This window comes from Streptomyces sp. NEAU-174 (assembly GCF_052665095.1).
In genome coordinates, this window is sequence record NZ_JBQTCE010000013.1 from 164,968 (window position 1) to 190,623 (window position 25,656).

The window sequence follows — 25,656 nt, forward strand, 5'->3', positions numbered from 1 at the left end:
CCGGTGCCTCCGCCTGGTTCGTCAACGCTCACCGGTGCCACCTCCACGCCTGCCGTGCGGTTCATGGTTCTGGTTACCGATCGGCGGCGAGGTATGCACGCTCAGGGCCGTCCCCGATTCACCCGATGGGGGCGGGCGGTGCGACGCACGCTGGGCCGGTCGGAGCAGGAAGCGCTCCGGCCGACCCAGACGGAAAGGGGCGGTGGCTCAGCCGCGGTCGCTCAGCCGCAGTGACTCAGTCGCGCACCGGCTCGGCCGTCGTCGGCCGGGTCACATCGGCGCCCTGGGAGTCCGCGGCCGCGGACTCGTGTCCGTAGCGGCCGCCGATCCTGGCGACCAGCCCGGTGACCTGCCGGGCGATGTCCGGCGCGGTCAGCCCGATCTCGGCCATGACCTCCTTACGGGAGGCATGGTCGAGGAAGCGGGGCGGGATGCCGAAGTCGCGCACCGGCATGTCGACGCCCGAGTCGCGCAGCGCCTGGGCGACGGCGGAGCCCACACCGCCGACCCGGCTGTTGTCCTCGACGGTGACGACGACGCGGTGGCGCTCGGCGAGGGCGGGCAGCTCCTCGTCCACCGGCTTGACCCAGCGGGGGTCCACGACCGTTGTGGAAATGCCCTGTTTGTCGAGAAGGTCGGCGACCTCCAGGCACATCGGGGCCAGCGCGCCCACCGAGACCAGCAGCACATCGGGCCGCTCGCGGTCGGCGGCCGCGGGCTCCCGCAGTACGTCCATGCCGCCGATCCTGCCGACGGCCGCGACCGCCGGGCCCACCGCGCCCTTGGAGTAGCGCACCACGGTCGGCGCGTCCTCCACCGCCACGGCCTCGCGCAGCTGGGCGCGGACCTGGTCGGCGTCGCGCGGGGCGGCGATCCGCAGGCCGGGGACGACCTGGAGCAGCGACATGTCCCACATGCCGTTGTGCGAGGCCCCGTCGGTCCCGGTGATACCGGCGCGGTCCAGGACGAAGGTGACCCCGCACTTGTGCAGGGCCACGTCCATCAGGACCTGGTCGAAGGCGCGGTTGAGGAAGGTGGCGTAGACCGCGAAGACCGGGTGCACACCGCCGGTGGCCAGGCCCGCCGCCGAGACGGCCGCGTGCTGCTCGGCGATGCCCACGTCGTAGACCCGGTCCGGGAAGCGCTTGGCGAACTCGGTGAGCCCCACCGGGTGCAGCATGGCCGCCGTGATCGCGACGATGTCCTCGCGCTCCTCGCCGAGCTTGACCATCTCCTCGCCGAAGACCGAGGTCCAGTCGGCGCCGGAGGCCGAGATCGGCAGCCCGGTGTCCGGGTGGATCTTGCCGACGGCGTGGAAGCGGTCCGCCTCGTCCTGGAGGGCGGGCTGGTAGCCGCGGCCCTTCTCGGTGAGGCAGTGCACGATGACCGGGCCGCCGAAACGCTTCGCCCGCTGAAGCGCCGACTCCAGCGCCTCGATGTCATGGCCGTCGATCGGGCCGACGTACTTGAGCCCCAGGTCCTCGAACATGCCCTGCGGGGTGATGAAGTCCTTCAGCCCCTTCTTGGCCCCGTGCAGCGTCTCGTACAGCGGCCTGCCGACGACCGGGGTGCGCTCCAGCAGGTCCTTGCCGCGGGCCAGGAAGCGCTCGTAGCCGTCGGTGGTGCGCAGGGTGGCGAGGTGGTTGGCCAGGCCGCCGATGGTCGGGCCGTAGGAGCGCTCGTTGTCGTTGACGACGATGACCAGCGGGCGGTTCTTGGCGGCGGCGATGTTGTTGAGCGCCTCCCAGGCCATACCGCCGGTGAGCGCCCCGTCGCCGATCACGGCGACCACATGGTCCTGCTTGCCGAGCAGCTCATTGGCCTTGGCGAGGCCCTCGGCCCAGCCGAGGACGGTCGAGGCGTGGCTGTTCTCGATGACGTCGTGCTCGGACTCGGCGCGCGAGGGATAACCGGACAAACCACCCTTGCTCTTGAGCTTGGAGAAGTCCTGGCGGCCGGTGAGCAGCTTGTGCACATAGGACTGGTGGCCGGTGTCCAGCAGCACCTTGTCCCGGGGCGAGTCGAAGACCCGGTGCAGGGCGATGGTCAGCTCCACCACGCCGAGGTTGGGGCCGAGATGGCCACCGGTCTTGGAGACGGCGTCGACGAGGAAGGAGCGGATCTCCGCGGCCAGCTGGTCCAGCTCCTCCGGAGTGAGCCGGTCCAGATCGCGCGGTCCCGTGATGCGGGTCAGCAGCACCCGTGCCTCCTTGCTTCGAGCGTCTCCATGGAGCTTGCCGTCCGCCCGAGTCTAATGTTCCGCCCTCGGGCGCAGACCTCCCCCCATGCGATCTCCGTCACGCGTGTTCTTTTCGGACAGCTGCCCGGCGCCTTCCAGGAAGGCGCCGGGCAGCCGGGTGAGCGGATGGGGCGTCCGGGGTCAGCCGCGACCCGCGGACCGCTGAGTCCTGCGCGACACCGAGTCGATGACGACGGCGGCCAGCAGCACCCCACCGGTGATCATGTACTGGACGGAGTTCGCGACGCCCAGCAGGTTCATCCCGGACGAGATCGAGCCGATGACCAGCATGCCGAGCAGCGCCGACCAGACCGAGCCCCGGCCGCCGAAGAGGCTGGTGCCGCCGATGACGGCGGCCGCGATGGCCTCCATCAGCAGGTTGCCGGTGCCGGCCTGCTGGCTGGCGGAGCCGATCCGGGAGGCGATCATGATGCCGCCGCACGCGGCCATCAGCCCGGCCAGCGAGTAGACCGAGATCCGGATGGCGACGACGTTGATGCCCGCGCGGCGGGCGGCCTCGACGCTGCCGCCCAGGGCGATCACCTTGCGCCCGTAGGAGGTGCGGCGGACCACGAAGTCCAGGATCACCAGGACCGCCACGAAGATCACCAGGGCGAGCGGCAGACCCTTGTACTCGTTGAGCCGCCAGGCCGCGGCGTAGACGATCACCGCGAGCACGCCCGTACGGACCAGGATCTCGCTCAGCGGCCGCGAGGGTATGCCGACCGCCTTACGGCGCCTGCTGTCCAGGAACTGGGCGAGGAAGAAGCCCGCCGTCGCCACCGTGGCCGCCCCGTACGCGGCGATCAGCTGGCTGAAGTAGTGCGCGGTCAGATCGCGCACGAAGCTGTCGTCCGCGATGCTGATGGTGCCGGTGGTACCGAGCACCTGGAGCATCAGACCGTTCCAGGCCAGCAGACCGGCCAGGGTCACCACGAAGGCCGGTACGCCGATCTTGGCGAAGAAGAAGCCGTGCACCGCGCCGAGGACCGCGCCGCTGGCGAGCGCCGCGAGCACCGCGATCCCCTCGGGCACCCCGTGGTTGACGTTGAGCACCGCCAGGGTCGCCGCGGCCAGACCGCTGAGCGAGCCGACGGACAGGTCGATCTCGCCGAGCAGCAGCACGAAGACGATCCCGACCGAGATCATGCCGGTGCCGCCGAGCAGGATGGAGAGGTCGGAGAGGTTCTTGGGCGAGAGGAAGGCGCTGTCCTTCGCCTGGAAGACCGCCCAGATGATGGCGATGCCGACGATGACCGGGACCGCGCCCAGGTCACCGCTGCGCATCTTGCGGCCGAACTCCGTCAGATAGCCCTTGAAGCCCTCCTGACGGACCAGCAGCCGGGGGTCGACGACGGTGACCGCGTCCTTGGCGACGGGGTTGGCGTCGGCCGGGCCGCTCGCCTTGTTGGCGCCGTTCGACGGGCCGCCGTTGGTCTTGTCCACGTTCGTGGTCACTTCGCGACCTCCCCGCTACGCGCCTTGCGGCGGGTCACGGCGTTGTCCGTGGCGCCGGTGATGGCGGAAATGATCTCTTCCTGAGAGGTGGTCTTCACATCGAAGATGCCGTTGTTGCGGCCCAGCCGCAGCACCGCGACCCGGTCCGCGACGGCCTTCACGTCGGCCATGTTGTGGCTGATGAGGATGACGGCGAGGCCCCGGTCACGCAGCCGCTCGACCAGGTCCAGGACCTGTGCGGTCTGCTCGACGCCGAGGGCGGCGGTCGGCTCGTCCAGGATCACCAGCTTGGGCTCGCCGAGCATCGAACGGGCGATGGCGACGGTCTGCCGCTGGCCACCCGAGAGCGAGGCGATCGGGATCCGCACACTGGGGATGCGGATCGACAGGGTCTGGAGCAACTCACGGGAGCGCCGCTCCATTTCGACCTCGTCCAGCACCCCGGCGCGCAGGATCTCGCGGCCGAGGAAGAGGTTGCCGACGACGTCGATGTTGTCGCAGAGGGCGAGGTCCTGGTAGACGGTCGCGATGCCCAGCTCCTGGGCGTCGTGCGGCCGGCTGACCTGGACGGGCTTGCCCTGCCACTCGACGACGCCCTCATCGGCGGGGCCGACTCCGGCAATGCTCTTGACGAGGGTCGACTTGCCGGCGCCGTTGTCGCCCACCAGGGCGACGACTTCACCGGCGTGGACCTCCAGATGGATGTCGGTGAGCGCCTGGACGGCGCCGAACCGCTTGGAGATCCCGCGCAACGCCAACACGGGTCCGTTCGGCACGATGGCCATCTCCGTTCCGGGCAGGGTGGTCCCTGCTGTGTGACGGAGGGGAGAGCGCGCTCTCCCCTCGGATGGGGGGTGAGTCAGGGGGCGGGCGGGCCGTCCGCGAGGTTCGGACGGCCCTGCTCCACCCTTTGCCGGAGACCGGCCGTTACTTCAGACCGATCTCCGCGCACGCCGCCTTGATCTTGGCGGTGCAGATCTGGTCGACCTTGTAGATGCCGTCCTTGATGACGGTGTCCTTGATGTTCTTCTTGGTCAGCGAGACCGGCGTGATCAGCGTCGCCGGGATGTCCTTGGTGGTCGGGCTGTCGACCGTGTTGGACTCGTTGACCTTCTCGCCGCGGCCGAGCGCGATGGCCATCTCGGCGGCGGCGGTGGCCTCGTCCAGGTAGGACTTGTAGACGCTCATGTACTGCTCACCGGTGACGACCCGGCGCACACCCTCGATCTCGGCGTCCTGTCCGGTGACCGGGGGCAGCGGGTTGAGGCCGCCGCTCTTGAGCGCGGTGATCGCGCCGCCGGCCATGCTGTCGTTGGCCGAGTAGACACCGACGATGTTGTCCTTGCCGAGCGAGGAGATGGCGCCCGTCATGGCCTCGTTGGCCTTGTCCGCCAGCCAGCGGTCGATGTCGTACGACTTGCCGACGTCCACCTTGCCCTTGAGGACGGACATCGCGCCCTTCTTGAACATGGCGGCGTTGGGGTCGGCCTCCCAGCCGTTGAGCATGACGATCTTGCCGCTCTTGGCCTTGTCGCCCAGCGCCTCGAGCAGGGCCTTGCCCTGGACCTTGCCGACCGTCTCGTTGTCGAACGAGGTGTACGCGGAGACCGGGCCCTCGGCGAGCCGGTCGTAGGCGATGACCGGGATGCCGTCCTCGTCGGCCTTCTTGACCGAGCTGGCGATGGACTTGGAGTCCACCGAGTCGAGGATGATCGCGTCGACCTTCTTGGTGATCATCGAGTCGACCTGCTGCTGCTGGACCGAGGGGTCCGACTTGGCGTTGACGTACAGAACCTTGCAGTCGGCGCAGAGTGCCTTGATCTTCTTGGTGACGAAGGGCCGGTCGAAGTTCTCGTATCTGGCCGTCTGATCCTCGGGCAGCAGTAGCCCGATCGTGAGCGGACCAGTCTTCTTCTTGTCGTCCTTCTTGTCGTTGTCGGCTTCCTTCGCCGAGCCACAGGCGGCGAGGGCTACCGTCATCGACATGACAGAAGCGGCAAGAGCGACGCGACGCATCGTTGCGTTCATTTAGGGGTGACCTCCCTGACGAGGCCGCGTCATTGCGGCCGAGGTGGCTGGAAGTCAACTCGGCCGCCCGCATGGCGTCAAGAAGTAAATCCTTAACGAGATGGCAACGGTGCCATTCGTTATCTGAGTGAACGCAGTCGGACAGGCCGGATAGACGGAGCGTGACCGGACAAAGCCTCTCAGGGAAGCCCACGGCCCAACAGCCCCCGGCCGGCCGGGGATACGGCACGGACTCTCAGGTGAGGGCCGGGGCCCCCGCCGAGAGCGCGCCGTCCAGCAGCGTCGAGTCGCCCATCTCGCTGAGCACCAGCGCGAGCGCGCCCAGCACCTCGGCCCGGCCGCCGAGCGCCCCCGGCATCACCGACAGCTGATGGGCCGCGCTCGGGATCGCGTACCGCGCGACCGACTCCCGGATCGGCCCCAGCACCAGCTCCCCCGCCTCGGCGAGCTGGCCGCCCAGCACCATCCGGCTCGGGTTGATCAGATTGCAGAGGTTGGCCACCCCGCTGCCGATGTGCCGGCCGACGTCCCCGATCACCCGTCGGCAGCCCGGATCGCCCTCGCGGGCGAGCTGCACCATGCGCTCCACGGTGAGGTCCGCCCCATGGCTGGAACGCAGCAGCGGCAGCACATAGCGGGCCGCGGTGAAGGTCTCCAGACAGCCGCGATTGCCGCAGCGGCACACCGGGCCCGACTCGTCCAGGGTGATGTGGCCGATTTCGCCCGCCGTACCGCCGGGGCCGCGGTAGATCTTCCCGCTGATCACCAGCCCCGCGCCGACACCGTCGGCCACCTTGATGTACGCGAGGTCGCCGACCCCGCGGCCGGAGCCCCAGACCAGCTCGCCGAGCGCGCCGAGGTTGGCGTCGTTGTCCACGTGCACCGGCACCCCGAGCCGCTGGGCCAGGTCGTCGCGCGGATTGGTGCCCGCCCAGCCCGGCAGGATCGCGGTCGAGCCCAGCGTGCCGGTCTCCACGTCGATCGGCGCGGGCACGCCGAGCCCGACGCCGACCACCTTGTCCTGGCTCAGCCCGCTGGCCGTGATCAGCCTGCTGACCAGCTGCTCGGCCCGGTCCAGGCCCTGGGAGGAGGAGGCGTCCACATCCAGCGGCTCGGCCTCCTCGGCCAGCACCTGATGGGCGAGGTTGCCGATGGCGACACGCAGATGGGTATGGCCGAAATCCACCCCTACGACAATGCCTGCGTCACCGCTGAGCGAGACGCTGCGCGCCCGGCGGCCGCCCGCCGAGGTGGGCGTGACCTCGACCGTTCCGCCGTCCTTGAGCTCGCGCACGATGTTGGAGACGGTGGCGGCGGACAGCCCGGTGGACCGGGCGATCTCCGCCTGGGTCAGCGAGCCCGCCATGCGCACCGCACGGACCACCCGCTCGAGATTGGCCCGGTGCAGCGACGACTGCGATCCCGGAGTCTCCACGCCCATCCACTCCCGCCTTCGCGGGCGGCACGACGGCCGCTCCGCCCGACCGGACCGCAGCAATGAGGCCCGGCTGTGTCTCCAACATGTGAACTCTAAGCTGAGCCGCCACGGTTGTCCCACGTCAAGCCCCCGACGGCGGTGGGACCGCTCGCGGTACCCTCCGCCGCCCACAGCGGCACGGCTCCGTCCTTTCCGGTGACCGGAAAGGACGGAGCCGTGAAAAGCCCTCTGTGATATGCCTCTGCGATGCGTCTCTGTGATGTGCCCCTATTTGAGCGCGCCCGCGGTCAGACCCGCCTGGACCTGCCGCTGGAAGAGGATATAGACGGCGAGTACGGGAAGCATCGCCAGCACCAGACCGGCGAAAAGCGCTGACCAGTCGCCCTTGTACTGCTGGCTGGCCGCGAGCTGCACAAGGCCCTGGGTGAGCACCCGCTTGTCCTCATCGGTGTTGAGCACCGTGGGCAGCATGTACTGATTCCACTGCCCGAGGAAGTTGAAGATCCCCACGCTGATCAGCCCGGGCTTCGCCATCGGCAGCATGACCTGGAAGAACGTCCTGGTATGGGACGCCCCGTCGATCAGGGCCGCCTCCGCGACCGAGGACGGCAGCGTCTTGAAGAACGAGGTGAGGAAGAAGACCGTGAACGGCAGCGAATAGGCGATATAGACCAGAATGAGTCCATGGAAGGTGTTGAGCAGGCTCATGTTCTTCATCACGAAGAACAGCGGCACCAGCGCCAGGATGATCGGAAAACTCATCCCGCCGACGAACATGAAATAGATGAACCGCTTTCCCGGGAATTCGAAGCGGGCCAGGATGTACGCCGCCATCGAGCCCAGCAGCATCGTCCCGATCAGGGAGCAGCCCACCACCAGGATCGTATTGAGGAAGAAGTCGCCGATGTTCGACTTGCTCCAGGCCCTGGTCCAGTTGTCGAAGTGCAGGGCGGAGGGCAGCCCCCAGGGCGAGGTGAAGATCTGCTTGTCGGTCTTGAGGGAGCTCATCACCGCCCACAGCAGCGGCAGCGTGACCAGGAGCCCCCAGACCGCCAGGATGCCGTGCGAGAAGACGTTGAGGACCTTGCCCTCGCTGCCGATCCGGCCCTCGGGGGTGAAGCCCGGCGGCGGCTGCTTGGCGACGGGCCCGGTGGCCGGTGCCTCGTCCTCCTTGGTGACGCCCGGGAGCTCCGAGGGCTCTGCGTGCGAGGTCACTGTGGTACCCCCAGATCGACGGTCGGGCGGCGGTGGCCGGGTGCGGTCGGTGGGATCGGCATCAGTACTCCAGCCGTTCGCGCCGGCCGAGCCTGGTCACGATGACCGCGAAGATCATGGTGACGATGAGCATCGCGACGCCGATCGTGGTGGCCCGTCCGGCCTGCCCGTCGTGGAAGGTCTTGGTGTAGACGTAGTAGCCCATGACCTGGGTGGAGTCGGCGGGGCCGCCCGGCCCCACGGTCATGATCTGCACCACGGCGAACGCGTCGAGAGCGATGATGCCCATGTAGATCCAGCCGGTCTGGACCGTGTCCCACAGCAGCGGCAGGGTGATCCTGAAGAAGGTCTTGATCCGGTTGGCCCCGTCGAGCAGCGCCGCCTCGTAGAAGTCCCTCGGGATGGAGCTCATCCCGGCGGAGAAGAGGACGACGTAGAAGCCGACGTTGCTCCAGACCATCACCGCCATCAGGCACCACAGCGCCAGCTTCGGATCGGCCAGCCACTGCTGCTGGAGCGAGTCCAGGCCGACTCCGTCGAGGAAGGAGTTGATCGCGCCGTTGCGCGGGTTGTAGGTGAACTGGAACAGCAGGGCGACGATCGCGATCGACAGCACCTGCGGGAAGAAATAGATCACCTTGTACAGGCCCGACCCGCGCACCCCGGAGACCGCCGCGTTCTTACGGCCCCGGCCGCCCACATTGAGCATGAAGGCGAAGAACAGCCCGAGGCCGAGCGTCACCAGCGGCACCACCAGCAGCAGCAGGACATTGTGCCCGACCGCTTTCCAGAAGAGGTCGTCGTGCAGCAGCCAGTCGTAGTTCTTGAACCCGACCATTTTGAAGTCGGAGCTCAGACCCGTCCAGTCCGTGAAGGAGTAGTAGATGGCCTGGACGAACGGCGAGATCACGAAGACCGCGTAAAGGATCACCGGCAGGGCCAGGAACCCCGCGATGAACCGGTACTTCCCATGCTGCATTTCTACCGACCTCGGTCTTCCCCTGCGGATAATGCCGCCGGCGACGCGTGGAGCCTCATCAGACGTGCTTGTACTTCTTGACGGCGTCGTCCTTCGCCGTGTCATCGGCGAACTTCTGGCACTTCTTGATCGCCTCGGCGGGGGTCATCCGGCCGGCCATCATCTCGCCGAGCGCGCCGACGCCGATCTGCTGCTTCTGGAGCGTCACGTACCAGTCCTGGAGCCGCGGGTTGACCACGTTCTTGCCCGCCTTGGTCAGCGCCTCCTGCGCCGACGCCAGACCCGGCGGCAGGCTGAGCCCCTCGGTGCCGCCGTTGAGGGAGGAGAGCGAGGAGACCTGCTTGATGAAGTTCTTGGTGGACTTCTCACCGAGCATGATCCGCAGCAGCTCCATGCCGCCCTCGGGGTTCTTCGCCGACTTCGGGACGATGAAGGGCTCACCGCCGGAGGCCCACAGGGTGCCGAACGGCAGCTTGTCGCTCTTGTCCAGGCTGGAGGGCGCGGACACCGCCATCTGGAAGTCCTTCGGGGTGGTCTTCTTCGCCTCGTTCTCCACCCAGGAGCCGTTCGGGATGAACAGCGCCTTGCCCTGGTTCCACGCGGTCTGGGACTCGATGTGGGTCAGGCCCGGGGTGCCCTTGAGGATGTAGCCCTTCTTGTAGAGCTCGTAGTACGCCTCGAAGGCGGCCTTGACGGCCGGGTGCTTCCAGGCGTTCGCCTCCAGGTTGTCGATCGAGTCCAGGACCTCCCGGCCGCCGATCTTGGCGATGAAGGGGTAGAGGCTGAACGGCAGGTAGTAGGGGTACTTGCCGGGGTAGGTCCAGCCCGCGATGCCCTTCTTCTTGGCCTTCTCGCAGACCTTGAGCATGTCGTCCCAGGTCTCGGGGTACTCCGCGTCGAGCTTGGCGAGGTTGGACTTGGAGTACCAGACGCCGTAGACGGTGTAGGCGTAGTAGAGGATCCACACCGGCTTGCCGTCGAACTGGCCCATCTCCACGACACCGGGGCGCAGTGTCTCGCGCACCGTCTTGTTCGGGTCGTCGAGGGAGGGCGCGTCCAGCAGCGGGGTGAGGTCGGTCAGCTGGTTCTTGGCGACCAGGGTGCCCATGTCCATCTGCTCGGCGCCGGAGTTGTCGACGAGGTCCGGCGGGGTGCCGCCGTTGAACCGCGGCTGGAGCACGGTCTGGATCTTCTGGGTGGCGGCGTGCTTGACCTTGCCCTTGGTCTTCGGGAACGCCTTGGCGTACTCCGCCTCGGCGTCCTTGGCGTACTGCTGGCCGAAGCCGCCGTCGAAGATGACGACGTCGAGCGCGGCGCTCTCATTGACCGCCAGCGGGTTCTTGGCGCTCTTCTTGCCCTTGTCGACCTTCTTGGAGTCGTCGTCACCGCCGCTGGCACAGGCGGACAGCGCGCTCATCGCCGGCACGGTGATCAATCCGAGCGCCGCCGAGCGCTTGATCAGATCGCGACGGCCGACATCTGAGGTGGATCCCATGCTCAAGTCCTCGCCTTCGTCAGGACTCAGGCGGTGTAACGGTCTCCCGTACATACTCGCCTCCGGCGAGGGGCCCGACACCGCGGGTCAGTTGAAGCGTCAAGCGGAGTATTGCTGGGTGTACGCCGGGGAGTGCGGATGACCCGCCGAGGCCCTCCGATATGGGCCGCGGTGCGGCCTTCCCCCTGGGGCGACAGGTATAGTCCACTGGGCCTCATATGGGCAAGATCGAGAGGTCATCGGGTACCAGTCTTTCCCGAGTTGAGACCTGTCCGACATACCGTAAGGGGAGACAAGCCGCGCGGCACGCCGCCGTGCGCGCTCCCCGAAAGGCGGTTCCCGTGTCCCGGAAGCAGCTCACCCTCGCCACCAGCATTGTCGTGACCGCGACACTCGCGGCCACCGCGGGGTGCGGCTCCGGCAGAGGGGGCTCGTCCGCCGGGGACAGCAAGGGCGGCGCGGCGATCGGCAAGGGCATGGCCCAGCTGCCGGTGGAGCCCACCCAGGCGCCGACCGAGGAGCCCACCGACGACCCGTACGACGATCCGTATGACGAGCCGTCGGACTCCCCCACCGGCGGCTCCGGCCTGGTCACCCCGGACGCAAAGATGGGCACCTGCGGCTGGGGTTCGAACGGCAAGCCCTACGCCAATGTGAAGATCAGCAACTCCGGCTCCGGCACGGCCTACTACTCGCTGCTGGTCGGCTTCGTCGACAGCTCCGAGGAGGTCGTGACCACCGGGGTGGAGTCCGACGCGGCCGTGGCGGGCGGCTCGGAGAAGACCATCAAGGTCACCGGGATCAAGGCGGACAGCTCCCACACCGCGAAGAAGTGCCGGCTGTCGCTGGCCACCAAGTCCGACAGCGCGGGCTGACGACACACCAGGAGCAACCCCGAGGGGCGCGCGGATTCGCCCCCATGGACCCGGACCGTACCACCGATGGCGGTACGGCCCGTGGCGTACCAGCCGCCGCACGGACGCCTATTGAGCGCTGTCCGCATCCTTGACACCACCCTCCCCCTGCCTCCCTACTTATCTCTGCCCGAACCAGTGGACAACGTTGTCAGACTCGTTGAGAGGCTGAGTATGCGACAGAGACGACCCCAGAGACGATGGCGTGGGATCGGACGGTCGGCCGCCCTGGTGGCGGCCGTCCTGCTGGCGGTGACGGCCCAGGGCGGTGCGGTCGCCGCCCCCGCCGGCCCGGACTCCGCGCACCACGCCGACCGCACCTTCGCCTCGTCCTTCGAGTCGGGCGATCCCCAGCCCGACTGGCGGAACACGGTCGAGACCGGCGCCGACGGTAAGAAGAAGGCGTCGGGAGTCGACGGAGGCTATTCCTCCGGCATCCCCGGCAATGTCACCGACAAGGTCACCGAGGTCCGTGCGAGCGACGAGAACACCGACGGCGGGGAGATCAAGGAGAACCTCGTCGACGGCGAGGTCACCAGCAAGTGGCTGTCCTTCGATACCACCGCCTGGCTCGAGTTCGACCTGAGCGAGCCGGTGGAGGCCGTCCGCTACGCCCTCACCTCCGCGAACGACGCCCCCGGCCGGGACCCGAAGGACTGGACCCTCAAGGGCTCGGCCAACGGCTCCGACTGGACGACGCTGGACACCCGTAAGGACGAGACGTTCTCCTCGCGCCAGCAGACGCGGGAGTTCTCTTATAGCAACTCCACGGCCTTCAAACACTTCCGGCTGGAGATCACCCGCAACGCCGGGGACGACATCGTCCAGCTCGCGGAGGTGCAGTTCGCAACGGCCGACACCACTCCGCCCGCGGCCTCCGACATGCAGACCCAGATCGACCGCGGCCCGACCGGCTCCCCCACCGCCAAGGCCAACGCGGGCTTCACCGGCACCCGCGCCCTGCGCTACGCGGGCACCCACAAGCCGGACGGCCGGGCGTACTCGTACAACAAGGTCTTCGACGTCGACACGGCCGTCACCCGGGACACCCAGCTGTCCTACCGGATCTTCCCGTCGATGACCGAGACGGACCTCAACTACCCGGCCACCCATGTCTCCGTCGACCTCGCCTTCACCGACGGCACCTACCTCAGCGAGCTGCCCGGCGCGGTCGACCAGCACGGCGCCCGGATGAGCCCGCAGGGCCAGGCCGCCTCCAAGACGCTCTACGTCAACCAGTGGAACCACAAGGAGTCGCGGATCGGCGCGGTCGCCGCGGGCAAGACGGTCGACCGGATCCTCGTGGCCTACGACTCCCCCAAGGGCCCCGCGCAGTTCCGCGGCTGGGTGGACGACATCTCCATCGCCCCCAAGGCGCCCGAGAAGCCGCTGGCGCACCTGTCGGACTACGCCCTGACCACCCGCGGCACCAACTCCAGCGGCAGCTTCTCGCGCGGCAACAACTTCCCCGCCACCGCCGTCCCCAACGGCTTCAACTTCTGGACGCCGGTGACCAACGCGGGCTCCACCGACTGGCTCTACCAGTACGCCCGCGCCAACAACGCCGACAACCTCCCCACCATCCAGGCGTTCAGCGCCAGCCATGAGCCCAGCCCCTGGATGGGCGACCGGCAGACCTTCCAGGTGATGCCGTCCGGCGCGGCCGGCACTCCGGACGCCGGGCGCACCGCCCGCGCGCTCCCCTTCCGCCATGAGAAGGAGACCGCCCGTCCCTACTACTACGGGGTGACCTTCGAGAACGGCCTCAGGGCCGAGATGGCGCCCACCGACCACGCCGCGGCCATGCGCTTCACCTATCCGGGCGAGGGCGCGAGCGTCATCTTCGACAACGTCAACAACAACGGCGGGCTGACCCTGGACGCCGAGCACGGCGTCGTCTCCGGCTACTCCGACGTCAAGAGCGGACTGTCCACCGGCGCCAGCCGGATGTTCGTCTACGGCGTCTTCGACTCCCCGGTGAGCGCGAGCGGCAAGCTGGACGGAGGCGGCGGCAAGGACGTCACGGGCTACTTCCGCTTCAAGCCGGGGAAGGACCGTACGGTCACCCTCCGGCTCGCCACCTCGCTGATCGGTGTCGACCAGGCGAAGGCCAACCTCGACCGGGAGCTGCCCGCGTCGCGGTCGTTCGATCAGGTCAAGCGGGCCGCCCAGGCGGAGTGGGACGACATCCTGGGCCGGGTCGAGGTCGAGGGCGCGGACCGCGGCCAGCTCACCTCGCTCTACTCCAGCCTCTACCGGCTGTACCTCTATCCCAATTCCGCTTTCGAGAACACGGGCACGGCGGCGAAACCCCGCAACCAGTACGCGAGCGCCTTCTCGCCGGCCACCGGGGAGAACACCCCGACCCACACCGGCGCGAAGATCGTCGACGGCGAGGTGTACGTCAACAACGGCTTCTGGGACACCTACCGCACCACCTGGCCCGCCTACTCCCTGCTCACCCCGAAGCGGGCGGGCACGATGGTCGACGGCTTCGTGCAGCAGTACAAGGACGGCGGCTGGATATCCCGCTGGTCCTCCCCGGGCTACGCCGATCTGATGACCGGCACCAGCTCGGACGTGGCCTTCGCGGACGCGTATCTGAAGGGCGTGCGGTTCGACGCCGAGGCCGCGTACGAGGCGGCGCTGAAGAACGCCACCGCCGTGCCGCCCACATCGGGGGTCGGCCGGAAGGGCATGTCCACCTCGCCCTTCCTGGGCTACACCAGCACCGAGACCCATGAGGGTCTTTCCTGGGCGCTGGAGGGCTACCTCAACGACTTCGGCCTCGCCAACATGGGCAAGGCGCTCTACGCGAAGACGAAGAAGGCCCGCTACAAGGAGGAGTCCGAGTACTTCCTGCACCGCGCGCAGGGCTATGTCTCGCTCTTCGACGACAAGGCGGGCTTCTTCCAGGGCAAGGACGCCAATGGAAAGTGGCGCGTGCCCTCCGACACGTACGACCCCCGGATCTGGGGCTACGACTACACCGAGACCAACGGCTGGGGCTACGCCTTCACCGCGCCCCAGGACAGCCGGGGCCTGGCCAACCTCTACGGCGGCCGGGCGGGCCTGGCGAAGAAGCTGGACACCTACTTCTCCACCCCGGAGACCGCCTCGCCGGAGTTCGCCGGTTCCTACGGCGGCGTCATCCACGAGATGACCGAGGCACGGGACGTCCGCATGGGCATGTACGGCCACAGCAACCAGGTCGCCCACCATGTGGCGTACATGTACGACGCGGCGGGCCGGCCGTGGAAGACCCAGGAGAAGGTGCGCGAGGTGCTCTCCCGCCTCTACACCGGCAGCGAGATCGGCCAGGGCTACCACGGCGACGAGGACAACGGCGAGCAGTCCGCCTGGTACCTCTTCAGCTCGCTGGGCTTCTATCCGCTGGTGATGGGCGGCTCGGAGTACGCGGTCGGCTCGCCGCAGTTCACCAAGGTCACGGTGCATCTGGAGAACGGCCGCGACCTGGTGGTCAAGGCCCCGCGCAACAGCCGGGCGAACGTGTACGTCCAGGGCCTGAAGGTCAACGGCAAGGCGTGGAACTCCACCGCGCTGCCGCACTCGCTGATCGCCAAGGGCGGCACCCTGGAGTTCGCGATGGGCCCCAAGCCGTCGGCCTGGGGCACGGGGAAGAACGCCGCGCCGTCCTCCATCACCGAGGACGCCAAGGTGCCCACCCCGCGCCACGACCTGACGGTGCCGAGCGGCGGTACGGCGCTGCTGGACAACACCTCGGGGACGGAGGCCACCTTCGAGTCGGTGAACCTGCCGGTCACGGAGCCGGGCCGCGCGGTGCAGTACACCCTGACCTCGTCGGACCGCGGCAAGGCCCCGACGGGCTGGGTGCTCCAGGGCTCGTCGGACGGCGAGAGCTGGAAGGACCTGGACCGGAGATCGGGAGAGTCCTTCGCCTGGGACAAGCAGACCCGCGTCTTCTCGGTGCGCACGCCCGGTAGTTACGCGCACTACCGGCTGGTCCCGGACGACAAGTCGACACTGGCGGAGGTGGAGCTGCTCGGCTGAACCGTTTCGGGTGGGCCGGGTCCGTACGCACGGGCCCGGCCCGCCCGCAAGACCGGCGCGGACAGCTTCCTCAGGACGGATCTCGACAGGCTCGGCGGGCGTGGGACGCGAGGCGATCGGCGAGCGCGATGACGAGGTCGCGCAGTTCATCGGGGCGCTCGATGACGAACGGCCGGTCGAGCGAGGCGAGCACCGGAGGCAGCCAATCGAGCCGCTCCGCCCGCAGCTCGACGCGCAGCCAGCGCTCGGTCGCCCGGTCCTGGCCCGCCGCGGGCTCGTGCTCCTCCAGGCTCGCGACGCTGACGGGAAGGTGGGCGCGGATCTGATCGACCGTCCCGTGAATCCGCAAGGTCACCTCATGCCGGTACTCGGCCGTGGCGAAGCCCGACAGCACGCGCTGTGCCGGATCGGGGTCCGCGGGTGCTTCGAATGAGCCGGGCAGGGTCCGCGCGTCCGCGATGCGATCGAGGCGGAAGGTTCGGTCCTCGCCGATCCGGGCGTCCTGGCCCGTGACGTACCAGCGGCCCGCATGGGCGACGATCCCGTACGCGTGCAGTGTGCGGTCGCTGCGCCGTCCGTCGCGGTCGGTGTAGCGGATCGAGACCGGCCGGCGGTGGCGCACCGCATCGGCGATGGTGAGCAGGACCCCGGCGTCCGGGGTGTCGAACGCGCCGGGCCGGTCCGTGACGGCGAGAGCCTCCAGAAGGGTGTCGAGCCGACGGGCGATGTGCTGGGGCAGCACCCGCCGGATCTTCGCCGACGCCGTCTCGCTCGCCGTGTGCTGCGCCGTCGTCAGCCCCGCTCGGCCGCCGGCGACCAGGCCGAGCAGCACGGCCAGCGCCTCGTCGTCGCTGAGCATGAGCGGCGGCAAGCGGTACCCGGGGGCGAGCCGGTACCCGCCGTAGCGGCCGCGCACCGATTCCACGGGCACGTCCAGGTCGATCAGCTGGTCCACATACCGCCGCACGGTGCGCCCTTCGACGCCGAGCCGGTCGGCCAGCTCGGCCACTGTCCGGGTGCCGCCCGACTGAAGCAGCTCCAGGAGTGTCAGCACGCGGGCAGTGGGTCGAGGCATGTGCGCAGCCTAAGGCGAATACAGGACCGATTCTGTCCACTATCTCTCCTAGCCTGCGCAGTGCACGCCTTCAGCACAGCCAAGGAGATCCCCATGGACTTCGTCTCGATCCGCATCATCACCAGCGACGTAGCGCGCCTCGTCGAGTTCTACGAGCGAGCCACGGGGGCGCGGGCGACGTGGGCCACCGAAGACTTCGCCGAACTCAGGACCGCGGGCGCCACCCTCGCGATCGCCGGCACCCGCACCGTCCCGCTGTTCGCCCCGGGCTCCGCCCGCCCGGCGGACAACCACAGCGTGATCACCGAGTTCCTCGTCGACGACGTGGACCGTGTGCACCAGAACCTGACCGGCTTCGTCACCGACTTCGTCACCGAGCCCACGACGATGCCCTGGGGCAACCGGTCGCTGCTGTTCCGTGACCCCGACGGCAACCTCGTCAACTTCTTCACCCCCGTCACCCCGGCGGCCATCGAGAAGTTCGCACGCTGACGCCATGCACAGCCGCGCACGCGGGAGCCCTGAGATCCCAGGGCTCCCGATGAACGCGACCGCCGAGCCCGGGAGCGCCACCAGCAGGGGACATCGGAACGCATCACTGGCCCCCGAAGGACGTCCGCGCTTCAGCATGGCCCCATCCCGCTCGGGCGGATCCGCCGTATCGCGGCCCTCGAATCCACGTCGATGCCAGGATGGGCGAATGGCTACCGTCCTGGCGTTTCACGCGCACCCCGACGACGAGGCCCTGCTGACCGGCGGCACGCTCGCCCGGCTGGCCGACGAAGGGCATCGGGTCGTGCTCGTGGTCGCCACGGACGGCCATATGGACGCGGCCCCGGCGCACGGCGAACCGCCCCGCCTGCGCGAACTGCGGACGAGCGCGGCCATCCTCGGCGTCGACCGCGTCGTCCACCTCGGCTACGCGGACAGCGGCCACGGCCCGCTCTTCTACCCCGACCCGCCGGACCGCACCCGCTTCGCGCGGGCGGACACGGAGGAGGCGGCGGAACGGCTGGCCGCGGTCCTGCGCGAGGAGGACGCGGCGATGCTGCTCACGTACGACGCCAACGGCGGCTACGGCCACCGCGACCACATCAAGGTCCACGAGGTCGGCCACCGAGCCGCCGAACTGGCCCGGACGCCAAGGGTCCTCGAGGCGACGATCCCCCGCGACACCGTCGAACGCCTGCTACGCCTCGTACGACTCCTGCGCATCCCCCTGCGCCACGACCCCGCCGAGCTGACCACCCGCTTCAGCCCCCGCTCGGCCATCACCCACCGCTACGACGTCCGCCGCTACGCCCGCCAGAAGCAGGCGGCCGCGGCCGCCCACCACTCCCAGGTGGACGGCGCGGGTCGCATGAACCCCGTCATGCGGAGAATGCTCCGGCTGCCCGCCCCGCTCTTCGGCCTGCTGCTGGGCCGGGAGTGGTACATCGACACCTCCCCCTCCCGGCCCCCGCGGCGCTGACTCTTCGGGGCCACCCCTTGGGAGGGCGGCCCGGCGAACCGTGCGGGATGGGTCCGGACTCAGCCGCGGGCGATCGCGAAGACGTGGAGGTCCGCGTTGTCGGGCAGGGTGACGGTCTTGACCGTCTTGCCCTCGGGGGCACGGAACGCCTTCGTGGCGAAGATGTAGGCGTCCACCACATCCTTGTCGCCGCCGCTGATGTTGCGGTACGGGGTCCTGGCGACGGTCACGTTGCCGTACTGGACCGTTCCGCCGCCGCCTCCCACCGTCCAGTCGGTGAAGGACAGGTCCGCCTCGTCCGAGCTGCCATCGGTGTAGGTGACCTTGGCGGTGGCCTTCTGGTTGCCGTTGACGGCGCTGCCGATGAAGGAGAGGCCGGTGGACGGGGGCAGGGCGATGGTCTGGCCGGTGGCGGAGGCGTTGTCGGGGCGGCCGGACGGGGAGGCGGGCCAGGTGTAGTCCAGGCCCTGGGTGGTCCCCTTGGCGCCCGGCTCGAGGCCGGCCGCGGCGAGGGCCTGGCGGGAGTAGCTCCAGCCGCCGCCGTCGTAGTCGCCCTCGTCGTGCTCACCGGCGTCCTCGGTCGCGCCGACGTTGTTGTACGCGGCGAGCAGGGAGCCGGGGGCGGCGACGGTGAGGGTGATCGGCTGGACGACCTCGGTGCCCTCGCTGGTCACCGTCACCTTCGCGTCGTAGAAGCCCTCGGCCGTGTCCTTGCCCGCGCGCAGGGAGATCTCCGCCGTGCCGTCCGGGCCCACCGTCCCGGAGGCCGGCGAGGCGGTGATCCCGTCGGGGGCGTCGGTGGTGAAGCGCACCTCGGGGCGGTCGCCCTCGCTGACCGGGACGGCGGCCACCTTCACGGTCAGGCCGTCGCCCGGGGCGAGCGTGCCCGTGGTGGGCCCGACCCCGATCTGGTACGGCTGCTCGCCCTCGCGGAAGGAGGGCGGGGCGTCGGACGGGGCCGAGCCCCAGGCGCGGTCGGGGGTGTCGGACAGGGTGTAGTCCAGCGTTCCGCCGTGCGTCACGAAGGACTCCGGCAGCCAGGGGCGGTCGCTCGCCCGCCCGTTCACCTTCAGCGCCTGGACGTACGGCGCGCCGGGCGCGGCCTGCGGGGCGCGGACGGAGATGTCCCGGCCGCCGCGGTCGATCTCGATCCGCGGGAAGAGGGGCGAGGCCAGGACCAGTTCGGCGCGGGAGGGCACCTGCGGATACATGCCGAGCGCCGAGAAGACGTACCACGACGACATCTCGCCGAGGTCGTCGTTGCCGGGGATGCCGTTGGACTTCGTGGTCCACAGCTGCCGCATCGCGGCGCGCACGGTCTCCTGTGTCTTGTACGGCTGTCCGGCGTAGGCGTACAGATAGGGGACGTTGATCGACGGCTCGTTGTCCAGCTCGGACTTCTCGCCGCCCTTGCCGGTGAGCGCCCAGCCCCCGTCCGCGTCGTGGAAGAAGGCGTCCAGACGCTTCACCGCGGCGTCCTTACCGCCCATGGCGGCGAAGAGACCGGCTGGGTTGTGCGGGACCATCCAGGTGTACTGGGCGCTGGTGCCCTCGACGAAGCCGTTGCCGGTGGCCGGGGTGAAGCCGGTGACCCAGCTGCCGTCGGCCTTACGGTTGGCGGCGTAGCCGCCGGTCTCCGGGTCGGCGGCGGCGTTGAAGTTGTTCTGCCACCACTGGGCGCGGCGCGCGAAGGTCTCGGCGGTGTCCTTACGGCCGGCGGCCCGCGCCAGCTGGGAGAGGGCGAAGTCCGCGCCGGACATCTCGAGGGTTTCGGCCGCGCCGCCCCAGGCGTTGGAGACGGACGGCATGTAGTGCAGCTTCAGGTACTTGTCGAGGGAGGGCCGCTGGCCGACCGACATGATGGGCTTGCCCGCCGGGCTGAGGTCCTTCCCGGTCGGCTCGGTGGCCGCCTTGACGAGCGAGTCGAGGGCGGCGTCGAGGTCGAAGTCGTCGCCGCCGAAGGCCCGGATCCCGGCGAGGGCGGCGGCCGACGGGTCGCCGTTCATCACATGCGTCCCCGAGGCGCCCTGGAGCCAGCGGTCCCAGACGCCGCCGTTCTGCTGGGCGAGGTTCAGCAGGGACTGGGCGATGTCGGAGCCCTTGTCCGGCTCCAGCAGGGTGAGCAGCTGGACTTGGGAGCGGTAGACGTCCCAGCCGGAGAAGGTGCCGTACTGGGCCCGGTGGCCCCGGCTCACTCGGTGCACCTCGCCGTCGCTGCCCCGGTAGCGGCCGTCGGTGTCGCTGACGACGTTGGGGTGCAGCAGCGAGTGGTAGAGCGCGGTGTAGAAGGTGGTGCGGTCCGCGTCCGCGCCGCCGCCGACCCGGATGGCCGACAACTGCCGCCGCCAGGCGTCGTACGCGGCGCTCCGCACCTGGTCGAAGCCGCGCCGCGGCGGGTTCTCGGCGGCGAGGTTGGCCCGGGCGCCCTGGTCGCCGACGTAGCTGATGCCGACCTTGACGCCCACCTTGCGGGTGCCCGGGGCGAATTGGAGATAGCCGCCGGAGCCCTTTCCGGCCACCGGGCGGCCGTCGCCGCCATAGCCGCCGGAGCCGCCCTCGGCGCTGGTGGTGCCGGGCCGCAGGGTGCCGTCCCGCCAGGTGCCCTGGGCGGCGAACGGGGTGTCGAAGGTGGCGGTGAAGTGCAGCGTGTAGTAGCTGCGGCGCCCCTCGGGGTCGAGATAGCCGCAGAAGTTGCCGCTGGTGACCGAGCCGGAGACAGTGCGGTGCGCCGGGTCGATGGTGAGGTCGGCGTCCGAGCTGCCGACCTCGGAGGAGGAGGTGCGGATCAGCAGGGAGGCGGTCTTGCCCTCGGGGTAGGTGAAGCGGGCCGAGCCGGTGCGGGCGGTGGCGGTCAGCTCCGCACCGGCGCCGGAAGCGAGGGAGACCTTGTAGCGGCCTGGCTCGGCGGTCTCGTCGGAGTGGCTGAAGTCGGAGGCGTAGACCTGGTCCTTGGTGTCGGCGGCGGGTGACGAGGTGACCTCGCCGACGTGGGGGAAGAAGGGGATGTCGCCCGCGCCGCCCGCACAGCCGGTGCCGGACATATGGGTGAGGCTGAAGCCGCGGACGCGGGTGGCGTCGTAGTGGTAGCCGCCGGGCGCGGCGGTCCGGGTGGCGTCGCCACGGGTGTTCTCCGGGCTCCACGACAGCATGCCGAAGGGCACGACGGCACCGGGGAAGGTGTTGCCGCCGGCCGAGCTGCCGATGAGCGGATCGACGTACGCCGCCGGGTCCTTGACCAGCGTCGGCGGCGGGGCGGCCGACGCGGGCGCGGTGGCCGCGGTGGCGAGGAGCCCCGCGGTCAGGGCCGCGGCCGCCAGGGCGGCCAGGGGTCTTGAGGGCATTGCGGTCCCACCTTGTCCGGAAGGGCCGCGATCGCCGGGTCGAGCAAGCCGTGGGGACCGTACCGCACGGGGGCCATCGGCCGTAAGGGTGCGGAGACGGTCTTGACAGGGACGCCTGGTTGGCGGCGTACTGATCGTTACAGTCAGCCTGACAACGTTGTCGCGTTCGCCGGTCGAGCAAGCCGCCACCGCGTACCGGCAATCGTTCACCGGACGCGCCATCATGGGCGCATGATCCTCCGCCAGCTACGTGACACCGACGAGGACGCAGAGGCGGCATGGGAGGTGGTGGCCGCCGCCTTCGGGGACCCCGCCGCCCTCCGGGGCTCGGCCGCCCACCGGGGCTCCGCCGCCCTCGCGGGCGAGGACGGATGGCCGCCGGGGTACGTGGCCGAGGTCCATGAGCGGCACCGCCATCTCGCCCGCACCGACCCGGGCGGCTGCTGGCTCGCCCTGGACGAGGACGGGATGCCGCTCGGCGTGGCGCTGTCGGCCCGCCGCGAGGGCACCTGGGGGCTGTCGATGTTCGCGGTGCTGCCACGGGCCCAGCGGCAGGGCGTCGGCCGGGAGTTGCTGGCCGCGGCGCTGCTGTACGGACGCGGGTGTCTGCGCGGCATCATCTGCGGATCGGAGGACGCGCGCGCGGCGAGCACCTACCGGCGCGCGGGGTTCGCGCTGCATCCGGCGATGCGGCTGCGCGGCACGGTCGGACCGGAGACCAAGGAGCGGCTGTCCCCGCCGGACGGCGCGGTGCACGAGGGCGTGGCCCGCCACCGGGACCTGCTGGACTCGGTGGACCGCCGCACCCGGGGCGGCGCGCACGGCGCCGACCACGAACTGCTGCTCACCCAACGGCGGTTGCTGGTGGTGGACGACCTCGCGGGCAGCGGCTACTGCTACGTCGGCGAGGACGGCAAGGTCGAAATGCTGGCCGCGACCTCGCGGCGGCTGGCGAAACGGCTGCTGACGGCGGCCCTGTTGTGCCTACCGGAGGGCGCCGACGCCCGGGTGCCGGCGCTGACGGCCGAGCAGCAGTGGGCGGTGGACGTGGGGATCGAGGCCGGGCTCGAGCTGTCCACCGGCGGCTATGTGTGTCTGCGGGGCATGCCGCCGCCGATGCCGTACATCCCTTCGGGGACCTTTCTCTGACCGCGAGGCATCGGGGACCGTACGCGGACGGGCCGCACCCCCGCCCGGGGGTGCGGCCCGCCATCGCTGCCGTGAGCCGCTGAGCCGTGCTTACTTGCGGATCAGCGAGCGCAGCACGTACTGCATGATGCCGCCGTTGCGGTAGTAGTCCGCCTCGCCGGGGGTGTCGATGCGCACCTTGGCGTCGAACTCGACCTCGCCGGCCTTGACCTTCACCGTCTCCGGGATGCCGCCCTCGTTGAGCGCGGTCACGCCGGTGATGTCGAAGGTCTCCTCGCCGGTCAGGCCCAGCGACTGCGCCGAGGCGCCCTCGGGGAACTGGAGCGGCAGGACGCCCATGCCGATGAGGTTCGAGCGGTGGATGCGCTCGTACGACTCGGCGATGACGGCCTTGACGCCCAGCAGCGCGGTGCCCTTGGCCGCCCAGTCGCGGGACGAGCCGGAGCCGTACTCCTTGCCCGCCAGGATGACCAGCGGGGTGCCGGCCGCCTGGTAGTTCTGCGAGGCGTCGTAGATGAAGGAGACCGGCCCGCCGTCCTGGGTGAAGTCGCGGGTGAAGCCGCCCTCGGTGCCGGGCGCGATCTGGTTGCGCAGCCGGATGTTGGCGAAGGTGCCGCGGATCATGACCTCGTGGTTGCCTCGGCGGGAGCCGTAGGAGTTGAAGTCACGCCGCTCGACACCGTGCTCGGTGAGGTACTTGCCCGCCGGGGTGTCGGCCTTGATCGCACCGGCCGGGGAGATGTGGTCGGTGGTGACCGAGTCGCCCAGCTTGGCCAGGACGCGGGCGCCGGTGACGTCCTCGACCGGGCTCGTCTCCATGGTCATGCCCTCGAAGTACGGGGGCTTGCGGACGTAGGTGGACTGCGGGTCCCACTCGAAGGTGTTGCCGGTCGGGATCGGCAGCGCCTGCCACTGGGCGTCACCGGCGAAGACGTCCTGGTAGGACTTGTTGAACATGTCCTCGCCGATGGCGTTGGCCACGACGTCGTTGACCTCGGCCTCGGTCGGCCAGATGTCCGCGAGGTAGACCGGCTTGCCCTCCTGGTCGGTGCCCAGCGCGTCCGTGGTGATGTTCACCTTCATCGAACCGGCGATGGCGTACGCGACGACCAGCGGCGGGGACGCCAGGTAGTTCATCTTGACGTCCGGGTTGATCCGGCCCTCGAAGTTCCGGTTGCCGGAGAGGACGGAGGTGACGGCGAGGTCGGCCTCGTTGACGGCCTTGGAGACCTCGTCCGGCAGCGGGCCGGAGTTGCCGATGCAGGTGGTGCAACCGTAGCCGACGAGGTTGAAGCCGACCTTGTCGAGGTAGGGGGTCAGGCCCGCCTTGTCGAAGTAGTCGGTGACGACCTTCGAGCCCGGGGCCAGGGTGGTCTTGACCCACGGCTTGCGGGTCAGGCCCTTCTCGACCGCCTTCTTGGCCACCAGGGCGGCGGCGACCATGACGTACGGGTTCGAGGTGTTGGTGCAGGAGGTGATCGCGGCGACGGTGACGGCGCCGTGGTCGATCTCGTAGGTCGAACCGTCGGGGGCGGTGACCTGAGTCGGCTTGCTCGGCACGCCGTTGGAGACGGCCGGGGCGTCGGAGGCCGGGAAGGACTCCTTGCCCGCCTCGTCCTCCTCCGCCTCGGCGACGTAGTTACGAACGTCCTGGGCGAACTGCTGCGCCGCCTCGGCGAGCACGATGCGGTCCTGGGGGCGCTTGGGGCCCGCGATCGACGGGACGACCGTGGAGAGGTCGAGCTCCAGCTTCTCGGAGAAGTCGGGCTCGGCGGCCGGGTCGAGCCAGAGGCCCTGCTCCTTGGCGTACGCCTCGACGAGCGCGAGCTGCTGCTCGCTGCGGCCGGTGAGCTTCAGGTACTTGATCGTCTCGTCGTCGATCGGGAAGATCGCGGCGGTGGAGCCGAACTCCGGCGACATGTTGCCGATGGTGGCGCGGTTGGCGAGGCTCGTGGCCGCCACACCCTCGCCGTAGAACTCGACGAACTTGCCGACGACACCGTGCTTGCGCAGCATCTCGGTGATGGTCAGCACGAGGTCGGTGGCGGTGGTGCCGGGCTTCAGCTCACCCGTCAGCTTGAAGCCGACGACGCGCGGGATGAGCATCGAGACCGGCTGGCCGAGCATCGCGGCCTCGGCCTCGATGCCGCCGACGCCCCAGCCGAGCACACCGAGGCCGTTGACCATGGTGGTGTGGGAGTCGGTGCCGACCAGGGTGTCCGGGTACGCCTGGCCGTTGCGGACCATGACGGTGCGGGCCAGGTGCTCGATGTTGACCTGGTGGACGATGCCGGTGCCGGGCGGGACGACCTTGAACTCGTCGAACGCGGTCTGGCCCCAGCGCAGGAACTGGTAGCGCTCCTTGTTGCGGCCGTACTCCAGCTCCACGTTCTGGGTGAAGGCGTCGTTGGTGCCGAACTTGTCGGCGATCACGGAGTGGTCGATGACCAGCTCGGCCGGGGCCAGCGGGTTGATCTTCGCCGGGTCGCCGCCGAGCTCCTTGACGGCCTCACGCATGGTGGCGAGGTCGACCACGCAGGGCACACCCGTGAAGTCCTGCATGATCACGCGGGCCGGCGTGAACTGGATCTCCTGGCTGGGCTGGGCCTGCGAGTCCCAGCCGCCCAGCGCGCGGATGTGGTCGGCGGTGATGTTCGCGCCGTCCTCGGTGCGGAGCAGGTTCTCCAGCAGCACCTTGAGGCTGTAAGGGAGCCGGGCCGACCCCTCGACCTTGTCCAGCCTGAAGATCTCGTACGATTCGTCGCCCACTTGCAGGGTGCTGCGGGCGTCGAAGCTGTTCGCCGACACGACAGTCTCCTTCA

16 protein-coding genes are annotated in these 25,656 nt (G+C 69.6%); 5 read left to right on the forward strand and 11 right to left on the reverse strand.

Annotated elements, in window-relative coordinates:
- Positions 1-235 precede the first annotated feature (235 nt).
- From dxs to ngcE, 8 genes are all read right to left on the reverse strand, one after another.
- On the reverse strand, positions 236-2,200 hold the full coding sequence (gene dxs / locus ACT2CW_RS33290) for a 1-deoxy-D-xylulose-5-phosphate synthase (protein ID WP_445519287.1): 1,965 nt from the start codon (positions 2,198-2,200) through the stop codon (positions 236-238).
- 180 nt (positions 2,201-2,380) lie between these two features.
- The gene (locus ACT2CW_RS33295) at positions 2,381-3,697 is read right to left on the reverse strand and encodes a sugar ABC transporter permease (RefSeq protein WP_086882834.1); all 1,317 of its coding nucleotides are present in this window, start codon (positions 3,695-3,697) and stop codon (positions 2,381-2,383) included.
- Complete coding sequence (locus tag ACT2CW_RS33300) at positions 3,694-4,482, reverse strand: ATP-binding cassette domain-containing protein (protein WP_044569228.1); 789 nt, start codon at positions 4,480-4,482, stop codon at positions 3,694-3,696. Before ACT2CW_RS33300 ends, ACT2CW_RS33295 begins: the two co-directional genes overlap by 4 nt.
- 142 nt (positions 4,483-4,624) lie before the next feature.
- Positions 4,625-5,725 (reverse strand): substrate-binding domain-containing protein, encoded by a 1,101-nt coding sequence (locus tag ACT2CW_RS33305; RefSeq protein ID WP_182471472.1) that lies wholly within the window; start codon positions 5,723-5,725, stop codon positions 4,625-4,627.
- Positions 5,726-5,960: 235 nt separating this feature from the next.
- Complete coding sequence (locus ACT2CW_RS33310; protein ID WP_164430046.1) at positions 5,961-7,160, reverse strand: ROK family transcriptional regulator; 1,200 nt, start codon at positions 7,158-7,160, stop codon at positions 5,961-5,963.
- A gap of 270 nt (positions 7,161-7,430) precedes the next feature.
- Entirely contained in the window at positions 7,431-8,264 is an 834-nt protein-coding gene (locus ACT2CW_RS33315; RefSeq protein WP_106969174.1) for a carbohydrate ABC transporter permease, read from the reverse strand.
- Between the two features lie 175 nt (positions 8,265-8,439).
- On the reverse strand, positions 8,440-9,357 hold the full coding sequence (locus ACT2CW_RS33320; RefSeq protein ID WP_164430044.1) for a carbohydrate ABC transporter permease: 918 nt from the start codon (positions 9,355-9,357) through the stop codon (positions 8,440-8,442).
- Positions 9,358-9,415: 58 nt separating this feature from the next.
- Positions 9,416-10,852: an N-acetylglucosamine/diacetylchitobiose ABC transporter substrate-binding protein gene (gene ngcE, locus ACT2CW_RS33325; RefSeq protein ID WP_164430042.1), complete on the reverse strand. Its 1,437-nt coding sequence runs from the start codon at positions 10,850-10,852 to the stop codon at positions 9,416-9,418.
- Positions 10,853-11,193: 341 nt separating this feature from the next.
- Between ngcE and ACT2CW_RS33330 the strand changes: the two genes are divergently transcribed.
- Together ACT2CW_RS33330 and ACT2CW_RS33335 are read left to right on the forward strand one after the other, a co-directional pair.
- Entirely contained in the window at positions 11,194-11,727 is a 534-nt protein-coding gene (locus ACT2CW_RS33330) for a hypothetical protein (RefSeq protein ID WP_037958988.1), read from the forward strand.
- Positions 11,728-11,940: 213 nt separating this feature from the next.
- Entirely contained in the window at positions 11,941-15,798 is a 3,858-nt protein-coding gene (locus ACT2CW_RS33335; protein WP_445519288.1) for a GH92 family glycosyl hydrolase, read from the forward strand.
- Positions 15,799-15,868: 70 nt separating this feature from the next.
- Here the strand turns inward: ACT2CW_RS33335 and ACT2CW_RS33340 are convergent, their stop codons facing one another.
- The gene (locus tag ACT2CW_RS33340; RefSeq protein WP_445519289.1) at positions 15,869-16,873 is read right to left on the reverse strand and encodes a helix-turn-helix transcriptional regulator; all 1,005 of its coding nucleotides are present in this window, start codon (positions 16,871-16,873) and stop codon (positions 15,869-15,871) included.
- A 93-nt stretch (positions 16,874-16,966) separates the two neighbouring features.
- Here ACT2CW_RS33340 and ACT2CW_RS33345 point away from each other — a divergent pair, with 93 nt between their 5' ends.
- Entirely contained in the window at positions 16,967-17,365 is a 399-nt protein-coding gene (locus ACT2CW_RS33345) for a VOC family protein (protein ID WP_207810906.1), read from the forward strand.
- Positions 17,366-17,573: 208 nt separating this feature from the next.
- Positions 17,574-18,344, forward strand: a complete 771-nt coding sequence (locus ACT2CW_RS33350) for a PIG-L deacetylase family protein (RefSeq protein WP_164430035.1) — start codon at positions 17,574-17,576, stop codon at positions 18,342-18,344.
- Positions 18,345-18,403: 59 nt separating this feature from the next.
- Here ACT2CW_RS33350 and ACT2CW_RS33355 read toward each other — a convergent pair whose 3' ends face one another.
- Positions 18,404-21,685 carry a GH92 family glycosyl hydrolase gene (locus ACT2CW_RS33355; RefSeq protein WP_445519290.1) on the reverse strand — a complete coding sequence of 1,094 codons (3,282 nt, stop codon included), beginning with the start codon at positions 21,683-21,685 and terminating at the stop codon, positions 18,404-18,406.
- Between the two features lie 231 nt (positions 21,686-21,916).
- Between ACT2CW_RS33355 and ACT2CW_RS33360 the strand changes: the two genes are divergently transcribed.
- Complete coding sequence (locus tag ACT2CW_RS33360) at positions 21,917-22,834, forward strand: GNAT family N-acetyltransferase (protein ID WP_445519291.1); 918 nt, start codon at positions 21,917-21,919, stop codon at positions 22,832-22,834.
- A 90-nt stretch (positions 22,835-22,924) separates the two neighbouring features.
- On the opposite strand, the gene acnA is transcribed toward ACT2CW_RS33360, so the two are convergent.
- The gene (acnA, locus tag ACT2CW_RS33365; protein WP_164430029.1) at positions 22,925-25,642 is read right to left on the reverse strand and encodes an aconitate hydratase AcnA; all 2,718 of its coding nucleotides are present in this window, start codon (positions 25,640-25,642) and stop codon (positions 22,925-22,927) included.
- Positions 25,643-25,656 lie beyond the last annotated feature (14 nt).

What these genes read in the sequence shown, in the direction of transcription:
- ACT2CW_RS33335 (WP_445519288.1), top strand. Translation starts at nt 11,941, where the DNA reads ATGCGACAGAGACGACCCCAGAGACGATGGCGTGGGATCGGACGGTCG.
- ngcE (WP_164430042.1), bottom strand. Translation starts at nt 10,852, where the DNA reads ATGGGATCCACCTCAGATGTCGGCCGTCGCGATCTGATCAAGCGCTCG.
- ACT2CW_RS33355 (WP_445519290.1), bottom strand. Translation starts at nt 21,685, where the DNA reads ATGCCCTCAAGACCCCTGGCCGCCCTGGCGGCCGCGGCCCTGACCGCG.
- ACT2CW_RS33320 (WP_164430044.1), bottom strand. Translation starts at nt 9,357, where the DNA reads ATGCAGCATGGGAAGTACCGGTTCATCGCGGGGTTCCTGGCCCTGCCG.
- ACT2CW_RS33360 (WP_445519291.1), top strand. Translation starts at nt 21,917, where the DNA reads ATGATCCTCCGCCAGCTACGTGACACCGACGAGGACGCAGAGGCGGCA.
- ACT2CW_RS33305 (WP_182471472.1), bottom strand. Translation starts at nt 5,725, where the DNA reads ATGAACGCAACGATGCGTCGCGTCGCTCTTGCCGCTTCTGTCATGTCG.
- ACT2CW_RS33340 (WP_445519289.1), bottom strand. Translation starts at nt 16,873, where the DNA reads ATGCCTCGACCCACTGCCCGCGTGCTGACACTCCTGGAGCTGCTTCAG.
- ACT2CW_RS33350 (WP_164430035.1), top strand. Translation starts at nt 17,574, where the DNA reads ATGGCTACCGTCCTGGCGTTTCACGCGCACCCCGACGACGAGGCCCTG.
- ACT2CW_RS33345 (WP_207810906.1), top strand. Translation starts at nt 16,967, where the DNA reads ATGGACTTCGTCTCGATCCGCATCATCACCAGCGACGTAGCGCGCCTC.
- ACT2CW_RS33300 (WP_044569228.1), bottom strand. Translation starts at nt 4,482, where the DNA reads ATGGCCATCGTGCCGAACGGACCCGTGTTGGCGTTGCGCGGGATCTCC.